The organism is Pseudomonas subflava (assembly GCF_023823685.1).
GTDB lineage: Bacteria > Pseudomonadota > Gammaproteobacteria > Pseudomonadales > Pseudomonadaceae > Aquipseudomonas > Aquipseudomonas subflava.
On record NZ_JAMXBF010000003.1, the window covers coordinates 691,715 to 703,279 of the forward strand.

An 11,565-nucleotide genomic window follows, 5' to 3' on the forward strand; every position below is an offset into this window, starting at 1 on the left:
GGCGGGGTAGGGCAGCGGCAAAGCGCGGGCGGACGGGCGCGAGTGCGACATGGCTGGAGCCCTTGTGCATCGCAGCGTCCGCGCGTTCTCGAGGGGGCTCGGCGGGACAGGCGAGGCGCGGTGCGGCGCTTTCAGTGAACAAATGTTCGCCACTCAACGAGGCGAGCTGGTAAAAGCCAGCATCGGACTTGGGCAGCCCCTCTAGCTCGGGTATGCTCGTGGAAAGTCAGGCATTCCCATTACAAGAAAAACGCCTATGACCCAGTCTTCCAGGGGGCCCTCCGCCGGCGTGGCGGTGGAGGAAACCCGCGCCATACATCAGCAGTTCGCCACCGAGATCGCGGTGGAGCGGACGCGTCTGCTGTACCAGGGCTCCCAGGTCCCGACCCTGTTCATGCTGCTCGGCGGCCTGGCCTGCGCCGGCCTGCTCTGGCAGCCGCAGCCAAGCCTGCTGCTGGCCGGCTGGCTGGTGTGGGTGGTGCTGCTGGCGGTGCTGCGGTTGATCCAGATGACCGCATTCAAGAGCGCGCTGCCCTCGCGCCAGGCGAATCCGCACTGGCGTCGCGTGTTCCTGGTCGGCGCCGGATTGTCCGGCCTGACCCTCGCCTTCGCCGCGATCTTCCTGGTGCCGGCCGACCGTTTCCTGTTGCAGGCGCTGGTCTACGGTCTGATCGCCGCGGCGATTCTCTCCGCCAGCGTGGCCTACGCGGTCAGCCGCTCGGCCTTTCTCGTCTTCGCCCTGCCGTGCCTGCTGCCATCCATCGGTTACCTGCTGCTCAGCGACAGCGCCAGCCAGCAGGGTTGGGGCGCGCTCGGCCTGTTGATGCTGCTGAGCCTCTGCGTGGTGGCCTGGCAGGTCAACCGGCTGGTCGAGCGCAACCTGCTGCGGCGCTTCCAGAACCAGGCGCTGATCGAGCGCCTGGAGCATGCCCGCGAGAGCGCCGAGGGCCTGAATCAGGAACTGGCCCGCGAGGTGGAACAGCGCCGCCGCGCCGAGCGCGAGCTGCGCAAGGCCCATGGCGAGCTGGAGATCCGCGTGACCCAGCGCACCCTGGAGCTGGACGACGCCACCCACGCCTTGGGCAAAAGCGAGGCGCGCCTGGGCCTGGCCCTGGAGGCCAGCGAACTGGGCCTGTGGGACTGGAACCTGAAGACCGACGAGGTCTACCACAGCCACCTGCAGAGCATCTTCGGCATCAGCCAGGACGAGGTGAAGGGCGTGCTCAGCCACCTCAAGCCGCGCCTGCATCCGGACGATCTGCCGCTGCTGCGCCGGGCCCTGGTCGACCACCTCAAGGGCCGCACCGATGGCTACTGCGTGGAGTACCGCGTGCGCCATGCCGACGGGCGCTGGCGCTGGGTCGAGGACCGCGGCCGTGCGGTCGACCGCGACGAGCGCGGCCAGGTGCTGCGCATGCTCGGCACCCGTCGCGACGTGACCGAGCGCAAGCGCCTGGACGAGGAACATCGCCTGGCCGCCACGGTGTTCGAGGCGGCCAGCGAGGGCATCGTCATTCTCGATGCCGACTATCTCGTGCTCTCGGTGAACCAGGCCTTCAGCGAAGTCACCGGCTATCGCAAGGACGAGGTGCTCGGACGCAGCGTGGCGACCCTGATCAGCAGCCGTGAAGTTCGCCGCCAGTACCAGCTGATCCGCCAGGAGCTTGAGCACCACGGCAGCTGGCGCGGCGAACTGATCGAGACGCGCAAGAGCGGCGAGCTGTACCCGCAGTGGCTGCAGCTCAACGTGGTGCGCGACGGTCGCGGCCGGGTCAGCCACATTGTCGGCTTCTTCTCCGACCTGTCGCAGCGCCGGCAGACCGAGGAGCGCCTGCGCTACCTGTCGCACTACGACGAACTCACCGGCCTGGCCAACCGCAGCCTGTTCCGCGAGCGCCTGCACGAGGCCGGCGAGCGCGCGCGGCAGAACGAATCGCGCCTGGCGCTGCTGCACGTCGATCTGGATCGCTTCAAGCTGCTCAACGACAGCCTCGGCCACGAGGTGGCCGACCAGTTGCTGCGGCAGATGGCGCGTCGCCTGATCCAGGCGGTGCCCGAGGCCGACACCGTGGCGCGCCTGGCCGGCGACGAGTTCGCCATCCTGCTCGACGATTACGGCAGCCTCTCCACCCTGGCGCGCACCGCCAGCCGCCTGCTGACAAAGCTGCGCACGCCGATGGCGGTGGGCGGCCACGAGCTGGTGGTCAGCGCCTCGGTCGGCATCAGCCTGCTGCCGGACAACGCCCGCGAGATCTCCGCGCTGATCAGCCAGGCCGGCATGGCCATGCAGCATGCCAAACACCTGGGCGGCAACACCTTCCAGTTCTTCACCGACAACCTCCAGGCCTGCACCCTGGAGCGTCTGCAGCTGGAGACCCAACTGCGCAAGGGCATCGAGGACGGCCAGCTGGAGGTGTTCTACCAGCCCAAGCTGTGCCTGGCCGACGACAGCCTCAACGCCGCCGAGGCGCTGGTGCGCTGGCGCCACCCGGTGATGGGCCTGGTGCCGCCGGGCGAGTTCATCCCGCTGGCCGAGGAGACCGGGTTGATCGCGCCGATCGGCGAGTTCGTCCTGCGCCAGGCCTGCCTGCAGGCCCGCGAGTGGCAGCGCCAGGGCCTGGCCGACCTGCGCGTGTCGGTCAACCTCTCGGTGCATCAGCTGCGCCAGGGCAACCTGATCGGCCTGGTGCGCCAGGTGCTCGACGAGACCGGCCTGCCGCCGCGCCTGCTCGAGCTGGAGCTGACCGAGAGCCAGCTGCTGGACAACGTGGAAAACGTCATCGCCACCTTCCAGCAGCTGCGTGACCTGGGCGTGAAGCTGGCGATCGACGACTTCGGCACCGGCTACTCCTCGCTCAGCTACCTCAAGCGCTTCCCGGTGGACTACGTGAAGATCGACCAGACCTTCGTCCGCGACCTCTCCGCCGGCGGCGAGGACGCGGCGATCACCCGCGCCATCATCGCCATGGCCCACGGCCTGGAACTCAAGGTGGTGGCCGAGGGCGTGGAGACCCAGGCGCAGATGGACTTCCTCAAGGCTCAGCGCTGCGACGAGATCCAGGGCTTCCTGATCAGCCCGCCGGTGCCGGCCGAGCGCTTCGCCGAGCTGCTCAGGGCGCAGGCGGAGATGTATTGAAGCGCAGCAGCAGGGCGTAGCTCAGGTCGATATCCGCCGGCAGCGGCAGGTAGACGATGTGGCCGTCTCCCGGCGCCACCGTGGTGGTCGTGCCGTCCGCCCTCTCCAGTCTGCCCAGCAGGAAGCCGAGGTTGCCGCGCGGGGTCATCAGCTCGAGGCGGTCGCCGACGGCGAAGCGGTTCTTCACCCGCACCTCGGCGAGCTCGCCACGCCGCTCGCCGGTGAACTCGCCGACGAACTGCTGGCGCTCGGCCAGCGAGCTGCCGTGGTCGTAGTTCTGGTACTCGTCGTGTACGTGGCGGCGCAGGAAGCCCTCGGTGTAGCCACGGTTGGCCAGTGACTCGAGATCGTCCATCAGGCTCAGATCGAACGGGCTGCCGGCCACGGCATCGTCGATGGCGCGGCGGTACACCTGGGCGGTGCGCGCCACGTAGAAGTGGCTCTTGGTGCGGCCCTCGATCTTCAGCGAGTGCACGCCCATCTGCAGCAGGCGCTGCACGTGCTGCACGGCGCGCAGGTCCTTGGAGTTCATGATGTAGGTGCCGTGCTCGTCCTCGAAGGCCTCCATCGGCTCGCCGGGGCGGGCCTCATCCTCCAGCAGGAACACCCGCCCGGTCGGTGCGCCTGCACCGAGGGTCGGCTGGCAGCCCTGGACGATGCCGCCCAGCTCGTCCTCGCGGCCCTCGTGGGCCTGATACTTCCAGCGACAGGCATTGGTGCAGGTGCCCTGGTTCGGGTCGCGCCTGTTGAGGTAGCCGGACAACAGGCAGCGTCCGGAATAGGCCATGCACAGGGCGCCGTGGACGAAGACCTCCAGCTCCATCTGCGGCACCTGCCGGCGGATTTCCTCGATCTCCTCCAGGCCCAGCTCGCGCGACAGAATCACCCGCGTCAGCCCCTGGCGCCGCCAGAACTCCACGCTGGCCCAGTTCACCGCGTTGGCCTGCACCGACAGGTGAACCGACATCGCGGGGAAACGCTCACGCACCAGCATGATCAGCCCAGGGTCGGACATGATCAGCGCATCCGGCCCCATCGCCACCACCGGCTCCAGGTCCTTGAGAAAGGTCTTCAGCTTGGCGTTATGCGGCGCGATGTTCACCACCACGTAGAAGCGCTTGCTCAACGCATGCGCTTCGTCGATGCCGATCTTCAGGTTGGCGTGATCGAACTCGTTATTGCGCACCCGCAGGCTGTAACGCGGCTGCCCGGCATAGACGGCATCGGCGCCATAGGCGAAGGCATGGCGCATGGCCTTGAGGGTGCCGGCGGGGGAGAGGAGTTCGGGGAATGGGAGCAAGATCATGGTTGCGCAGTTGGAGAAACGTGCGCAGAGGATGGCAGAAATAAGGATGCGCGAAGTTGATCCAGAGCAGTCCAGATACTCCTAGTAAGTGATGACCTCGGTGGGGCCGAGCGTAGCCAACTTTTCCAGAAAGAGGCGCTCGTCATGAATACCGGAGAAGTGGAGGACCCACTCGGCTTCAAGCTCAACGAAGATGTCCTGCCAATGGACCATGGCCTCGTCAAAGCTCACTTCTGCACCCATTAGACTGTGGCCTTCTCCTTCTAGAAAAAGAAATTTCCTGCGTGCCAAGCTGTAACCGATAACTACTTGAGATGTGCCCTGAACACTATTGCCGAGTCTTCTTGCAATAAGGTGATAACGCGTCATTTTTTGGCGAAGCCGCTACCATTAATAATTATCTCGCCATCCTGAACTTGAATAGATCCAATTTCGTTGATGACAAACTTGGCGTCAACGGGCCTTGCTGTGAAAAGATAGTTGAGAAGCTCGAAATACAGGTAGTCCTGAACTAGTTCCAAAGAGAACTCTGGCTCATCTTTCAAGAGCTCTTGGAAGGGCGGATAACCCAAGTCGCGAAGCTTGGGTATGTCAGCCTCCGCAAGGCTTAGGTCGTCCAGCCGACATTGCTCGATAAAGTCGTTGGCCTTCTGCTGAAACGAGTTAGACAGTTCATCAAAATCCAATTCAATTCTGTAGGGGATAGCATCTCCCTGGAGATTTTCTCCAAAGCCCAGATCGCGGAAGGTTACAAACCCATGGGCTAATGGAGATTCGTTGACCAAGAATTTCATGGCTCTGCTCCTGGCGGGATTATGACAAGCGAACCATCTGGATTCGCAGTTATTGATCCCGAAGGTACATAGGTTTCTCCGGCCTTGGGATCCGCAGCGCTACGGGTGCCTGAGCGCTGGAAGAATTCTTCTGGTGACTGGATTCTTGCGATGGAGTTTGTTTCATTGCCGGGAACAATGCGGGTTTGCTCGAGTTTTAGGAAGTTGAGCTCAAGGCTGAATCTTTTCTCCAGTTTTTTTAGCAGCTTTGCGGCCTGGTTGGCGTTAAGCCCACCGAAGCCGACGTCAAGATCACTGCTACCGGTGTGATTGCCTCGCACCCTGCTGCCACCGAATACAGCCGATGAGTCTCGTGAATGAGATTCGTCCAGAATGACTTTTGCTTGTGCTTCTGGCAATCCAGGGACATTTTCCGAGAGAAATTTGGCTTGCTCGTCTGCCCCTTTTGTTTGAATAACTGTTTTTTCGGGATAGCGCTCAAATACGGCTTTGTTTTCCCCGTCCGGGCACTGCCCGGGTATCCGGTTTAATCCTAGGGGATCCACCCACCCTGTCGGATTGGGCACATATTGGTAGTTGTTCAACCCTCCAGCCAACTTTATCGGATCCGGCGTCAGGAACGATCCCGTACCAGGGTTGTAGTACCGGTGGCGGTTGTAGTGCAGCCCCGTTTCGGCATCGAAATACTGGCCCTGAAAGCGCAGCGGGTTGTCGATTTCCTCGACCTCCACCTTGGCCAGGCTGCCGTAGGCGCGGTACTTCACCGACCAGAGAATCTGACCGCCTGCGCCGGTCAGCTCCTGCGGAGTGCCCAGGTGGTCGAGCTGGTAGTAGAAGGGCTCGGCGGTCTTGCCTTCTCCCTGCAGCAGCGCCAAGGGGCGGAATGTGCCGGGTTCGTAGACGTAGCTACGGTAGTGCGCCGGGCCGCTTTCGGCGATCAGGCGTTCGCCCTGCCAGAGGAACTCGGTGGTACGACCATCGACTGTCTTGGCGATGCGTCGGCCGAAGGCGTCGTAGCGGTACTGGACCTGGCGGCCGTCCGGCAGGCTGGCGGCGATCAGCCGGTGCTGGCTGTCGTAGCGGTATTCGGTGACCAGTCGCTGTCCCGCACCGCGCCGCTCGCGCACCAGATTGCCGAAGGCGTCGTAGTCGTAGTGGCAGTCGCCCTGCATCAGCAGACGGTTGCCTTTGACGTTGGCCAGCCCCTGCGGAGTGGCCGTGTTCTGTGCCAGCAGAGTGCCGGCGGGGTCGTGGGCGAAGCTTTCCGGCAGGTCACCGCGCACAGCCACCAGACGATCCAGCGGGTCATAGTGGAAGCTGCGATTGCCTTTGCGCGAGTCCTCGATGGCGGCGAGGTTGCCGCTAGCGTCGTACCGGTACTGGCGCTGCAGCAGTTGGCGGTGATCGCTGCGTACTCGGTGGGCCTGCAGACGGCCCTGGTCGTCGTAGTCGTATTCGCTGAGCAGCGCACCCTGGCGCCGGTAGCGTTCGCGGCCCTTGTCGAACTGGTGGCGGGTCAGTGGCTGACCGTTGAGGTCGATGCCCGCCAGCTCGCCGCCCGGCCGGTAGCGGTAGTCCAGGCGGCTGCCGTCCGGGAGGCGGCAGTGGCCCAGCTGGCCGAGCGCGTCGTACTCGTAACGCAGGGTCGCCCAGCCCTGGTGTTCTTCGATCAGCCGGTCGCGCAAGTCGTAGGAGTAGGCCAGCGGCCACTGTCCATCGTCGACGCTGACCAGGCGGCCCAGAGCATCGTAGGCGTAATGGATCTGCTCGCCATCGGGCAGGGTCTTGACCAGCAAGCGCCCGGCACCGTCGCGCTGGTAGGCGGTGGTCCGTTCGCTGCCGTCTTCGGCGAACTCCTTCTTCTCGATCAGGTGGCCGGCGAGGTCGTAGCAGTACGCCGTTCTGCGTCCGTCAAAGCCTGTCTCCTGGCTGATCAGCCCGTTGGGGTGGTAGTCCAGGCGGTAGTGCTCGCCACGCTCGTTCTCGATATCGGTGAGCAGCAGGCGGGCATTGTCGTAGCGGTAGCGCAGCTGGCTGCCGTCGGGGTTGATGCGGCGACTGACCAGGTGCAGCCCGTCGGCATATTCGTAGCGGGTGACGCGCCCCTGCTCGTCGCGCTCGCTGGTGACCTTGCCATAGGCGTTGTAGCCATAGGCACGGCTTGCGCCACCGGGCAGAGTGACCTGGGTCAGGCGGCCGACGGCGTCCCATTGATACTGGGTCAGCGCGCCCTGTTCGTCCTGCCGGGTGATCAGGCGACCGAAGGCGTCGTAGCGATAGCGGCGGATACCCGAGCCCGGCAGCTGCTCTTCGATCAGCTCGCCCTGGGCATTCCACACCAGCAAGTGCTGGCTGCCGTCCGGATGACGGATTTCCAGCAGGCGGCCGCGGGCGTCGTAGCGATAGTGCGTGCTCTGGCCGAGCGGATCGATCTGCTCGGTGATGTCGCCTTGGGCGTTGCGCTCGTACTTCCAGGTCGCCTTGCCGCGCCGCACGCTGCGCACCTGGCCGTCGAAGTAACTGTAGTGAACCGCCTCGCCCTCGGCCGGGATGCGCTTCTCCAGGCGCCCGGCCTCGTCGTAGCGATACTCGGTGATCGCGCCGAGCGGATTCTTCTCGGCGACCAGCTGGCCCTTGTCGTCGTAGGCACGCAGCGTCTCGGCACCGTCCGGGTCGACCTGGCGGATCAGGCGCGCGTTCTGGTCGTGGACGTAGGTCTCCTCGCTGCCGTCGACGTTGACCACGGTGACGCTGCCCTGATCGTCCCAGACATAGCGGGCGTCCATCTGCCCGAAGTTGGCCCAGTGGCGCACGCAGCGCGCCAGCTTGCCGCGACCCTGCCACTCCCAATAGAAGGCCGCGCCGCCGGCGAGCCGACGCTCGAGGATCACGTGCTCCTCGTCGTAGCGGTAATGCTCGGTCTCGCCCAGGGCGTTGCTGGCGGCGATCAGCTGGCCGCGCTCGTTGTACTGGTAGCGAACCAGGGTCTGCACGCTCTCCCAGCTGGCTTCTTGGTTTTCCGCGGGGCGCTGGAACTGATAGTCCACGGCCACGATATGGCTGCTCTCGTAGCGCAGCAGCAGGGCGCGCCCTGCACTGCTAAGGCGCTGCAGCCGTCCCGCCAGGTCGCGGCTGAGCTCGAGGCGGTTGCCGTAGGCATCGCTGATGGCAATCAGGTAGCCGCCCTCGGCATGGCGGCGGAAATGGTAGAAGCGTGGGGCTTCTCCGGCCTGGGCCAGGATCAGCTCGGCCGGGTCCTGGCCGAGGTAGATGGCGGCGCGGGACAGGCGGTTGGTGATGGCCGGGCGTTGCTCGCTGGGCACGGGGAACCGGGTGCGGCGATTCTCGTGGTCGGTCCAGACCAGGCCATCCCCCTCGAGATCGAGGCGGTGGGCCAGGCCGTGGCTCCAACCGAAGCCCAGGCCGCAATCCAGTTCCGCGGCGCTGGTGCGGTACAGCCTGCTCCAGGCGAAGGGCAGCACGCCTTCGAGCATGCCGTCGGTGAGGGTGAGCAATTCTTCACCCGTGACCATCGAGACCGGGCAGTTGTTGGTGCAGGTCTTGTCGGCCTGGTCCGCAGGTTTGTCGTTGGGGGTCCTGGAAGGCGTAGAGGCGTCGTCTACCGCCTCGACCTGTTTGAGCGAGGTAGCGTTTTGCGGCTTGCTGCGCGGATAGACGGTGGCATCGGGCTCGATCTGTGGAGCGCCCGAGGCGCCGCTGGCGGCCTGCCGGCTTTGAGGTTGGCTGGCGCTTCCCGCGCCGCGCCGCCCGCTGGGTCTCGCCGGAGGCTGCGCGCTCTGCGCCGGAGTGGACGGCTCCATCCGCAGTGTCGCCTTGCGTGCCGGCTGCATGCCGCCGCTGCCGTGTGCCAACAGCGGTTTAGCCGTGCTGGCGTGTGGTCTTGCGTGGCCCTGGCTGAGCCTCATCAGCATGCCGGTGAAATCTTCGATCAGCTTGAGCACGCGCCCGCCGTTCTTCGCGGCCGTCAACGCCTTGGTGCCGACGCGTACGGCCAGACCGATGCCGCCGGTGAGCACCACGCCCAGCAGGACGTTCAGCAGCACTTCGCCGGTCAGCTCCGCCAGTACCTCGATGCAGGTTTGCGGAGGCAGCATGCTGGCCCAGGCCACGATGGCGGAGACGTAGATCCACATCAGCGGCTCGTCGCTGGCGATCAGCAGGGCGGTTTCCAGGCCCTCCTTGGAGGCGTCGTAGATGCGCCTGATCTGCTCTTCGGTGAAGAACTTGCTCAGCTTCTCGTAGTTCTCGCGGGGATGGGCGACCAGGTCGTAGAGCGACTTGATGTCCTCCCACAGGCCCATGATCACCTTCAGCAGGCCATTCCAGGCCGCCTCCAGCTGCTGCATCAGGCGTTCGTTCATGCTGGCGGCACTGTGGGCGCGCCATAAGGGTAAGAACTGGCTGTTCCATTCGCCTGTCAGCCATCCCTCGAGCTGCCCGATCACGCCGCGATAGGAGCCGAACAGGGCATCGATCTGCGCGCGGGTCGGGTTGGGGAAGAAGGTGACCTGATACTGCTGATGGGGGATGCAGCCGGCGACCTCCTTGATGCCGCTCGGGCCGATGGTGACGTCGATGGCCTTGGCGATCTCGTTCTTGCCGAAGAAGCGGCCGTCTTCGACCGGGACGATGCGCGCCCGGGTGTTGCCGATGGGCACGAAGCGGGCGGCCTCGAAGCTGTGCACGAGGGTCAGCTTGCCGTTGGCCGGGCAGGTCGCGTACAGGGTGGCCGGGTCCTTGTCGTCCTTGTCCTGGGTGTCCACCTCATCGCCGACCTTGAATTGCTGCTCGGCGTCCAGGACGCCGCCATACCAGGCCTCGCTGTTCTCGCGGTAGTCGCTCAGGCAGCTGCGGAACTGCTGGAGGATGACCTGGATATCGGGTTGCTTGGCATTCAATTGGCCGATGAGGGAGCCGATCACAAAGCTCATGGGGTGACCTCGTATTCCAGGTGGGCTCGTAGCCGCCCGCTGTAGTTGTCTTCCGTGATGGAGGTGCGGCGCACGAAGCGCTCGACCTTGTGCCGCAGGTTCTGCTGCGGAATGGCGAAATAGAGTTCGGCGTGCTCTTCCAGCAGCCATTGCATCAGGTTGTCGACCAGGGTGGAGGGATCATCTTCGGTCAACGCCGTGGCCAGCGCGCGTGGTACTTCCCACCAGGGGTATTCGCGGGTAGGCGGCAAGGGGCCGCTGGAAATATCCAGTGCCTGGCCGTTGATCAGCAGGCGATCGAACACCGGCAGCAACTGACCGGCTGCTTCGCCCAGATGGCGCAGGATCGGCAGCAGGTGGCTGCCGTCCCAGTGGCGGAAGAACACCTCGGCCCCGTCGGGCATGAGGACCTGGGTCAGGCTGCGCAGGTGTTCGAGCACCAGGCTCGGCTCGTGGGAGGAAAGCGCCAGCCAGCCCCAGTCGTGTGTCGGGGCCTCGTCCACCCAGTCGAGGAAGCTGCTGTCGCGCTCCAGTTCACCCAGATAGGGCATGACTTCCTGCCAGCCGGCGTAGGGCGTGCCGCTCCAGATCGGCAGAGGCAGGCTGACGTCGCTCTGCTGGTAGTAGGCCTGCAGCGGGTTGGCCTCGCTGGCGTTGCCCATCACCACGTACAGGCGCTGGCCTTCCCGCCACTCCGCCTCCAGCCAATCTCGGACCGAGATCGCTTCAGATGGCACAGGCGCCTCCCTTGCACTTCTCGCATTCCTCGCAGAAAGGCGCGTTGCGCTTGAGTGTCTGGATCTGCGCGGGGGTCAACAGGGCGCCGGCCTTGTCGGCATCGGCCTGCATAAGCGCACCGGGCCGCAGGATGGCAATGCCGCTGCCTGCACCTGGCGCACCGCCGGAGTTCATCTTGATCGTCGCGCCGCTGAGGGTGACGCCGCTGGGGTCGAGTTTGAGCCAGCTGCCGCCGCCCTTGGCGGTGAGTTCCATGCCGGCGTCGATGACCACCTTGCTGCCGGCGTAGTAGTGGATCTCGTTGCCCGCCTCAACAAACTGCCCCGTACCGAGCTTCACGTGCTGGTTGCTGCCCACGGTCAGGTGGTCGTTGGCGCGGATCTCGGTCTTGCGGTCGGCGTGGGTGGTGCGGTGCTCCTCGGCCTTGAGCTCGGTGTAGCTGTTGGCCTCGACGGTGTCGTGGCGCTCGTGGCCGATGCGGATCTTCTGGTCGTGCTCGACGTTCTCGTCCCAGTCCTTCTGGGCGTGAATGTAGATCTGCTCCTGGCCCTTGCGGTCCTCGATGCGTAGCTCGTTGTAGCCGCCGCCGCCCGGTGAGCTGAGGGTCTTGAACACGGTTCTGGTCTTGTTCGCCGGCAG

Annotated in this window: 7 protein-coding genes; 1 reads left to right on the forward strand and 6 read right to left on the reverse strand. The window is 65.0% G+C overall.

What is annotated here, in order from left to right; genetic code table 11:
- Nucleotides 1-256: 256 nt before the first annotated feature.
- Nucleotides 257-3,136, forward strand: coding sequence for a putative bifunctional diguanylate cyclase/phosphodiesterase (locus tag NF616_RS06655; protein WP_252272459.1), 2,880 nt, complete (start codon nt 257-259; stop codon nt 3,134-3,136).
- Here the strand turns inward: NF616_RS06655 and trhP are convergent.
- The 6 genes from trhP to NF616_RS06685 all read right to left on the reverse strand — a co-directional run.
- Nucleotides 3,111-4,442, reverse strand: coding sequence for a prephenate-dependent tRNA uridine(34) hydroxylase TrhP (gene trhP, locus NF616_RS06660; RefSeq protein ID WP_252272460.1), 1,332 nt, complete (start codon nt 4,440-4,442; stop codon nt 3,111-3,113). The two genes, NF616_RS06655 and trhP, sit on opposite strands and share 26 nt — an antisense overlap.
- 81 nt (nt 4,443-4,523) lie before the next feature.
- Complete coding sequence (locus NF616_RS06665; RefSeq protein WP_252272461.1) at nt 4,524-4,685, reverse strand: hypothetical protein; 162 nt, start codon at nt 4,683-4,685, stop codon at nt 4,524-4,526.
- A 122-nt stretch (nt 4,686-4,807) separates the two neighbouring features.
- Nucleotides 4,808-5,236: a hypothetical protein gene (locus NF616_RS06670; protein ID WP_252272462.1), complete on the reverse strand. Its 429-nt coding sequence runs from the start codon at nt 5,234-5,236 to the stop codon at nt 4,808-4,810.
- Complete coding sequence (locus NF616_RS06675; RefSeq protein ID WP_252272463.1) at nt 5,233-10,188, reverse strand: RHS repeat-associated core domain-containing protein; 4,956 nt, start codon at nt 10,186-10,188, stop codon at nt 5,233-5,235. The genes NF616_RS06670 and NF616_RS06675 overlap by 4 nt, the downstream gene beginning before the upstream one ends.
- Nucleotides 10,185-10,925, reverse strand: coding sequence for a DUF4123 domain-containing protein (locus tag NF616_RS06680; protein WP_252272464.1), 741 nt, complete (start codon nt 10,923-10,925; stop codon nt 10,185-10,187). The genes NF616_RS06675 and NF616_RS06680 overlap by 4 nt, the downstream gene beginning before the upstream one ends.
- Nucleotides 10,915-11,565, reverse strand: a 651-nt coding sequence (locus tag NF616_RS06685; RefSeq protein WP_434091863.1) for a bacteriophage T4 gp5 trimerization domain-containing protein, incomplete at its 5' end; no start/stop codon positions are given. The genes NF616_RS06680 and NF616_RS06685, both read right to left, overlap by 11 nt.

Excerpts from the sequence above, each read along its gene's own strand:
- trhP (WP_252272460.1), bottom strand. The coding sequence starts at position 4,442 with ATGATCTTGCTCCCATTCCCCGAACTCCTCTCCCCCGCCGGCACCCTC.
- NF616_RS06670 (WP_252272462.1), bottom strand. The coding sequence starts at position 5,236 with ATGAAATTCTTGGTCAACGAATCTCCATTAGCCCATGGGTTTGTAACC.
- NF616_RS06675 (WP_252272463.1), bottom strand. The coding sequence starts at position 10,188 with ATGAGCTTTGTGATCGGCTCCCTCATCGGCCAATTGAATGCCAAGCAA.
- NF616_RS06665 (WP_252272461.1), bottom strand. The coding sequence starts at position 4,685 with ATGGGTGCAGAAGTGAGCTTTGACGAGGCCATGGTCCATTGGCAGGAC.
- NF616_RS06655 (WP_252272459.1), top strand. The coding sequence starts at position 257 with ATGACCCAGTCTTCCAGGGGGCCCTCCGCCGGCGTGGCGGTGGAGGAA.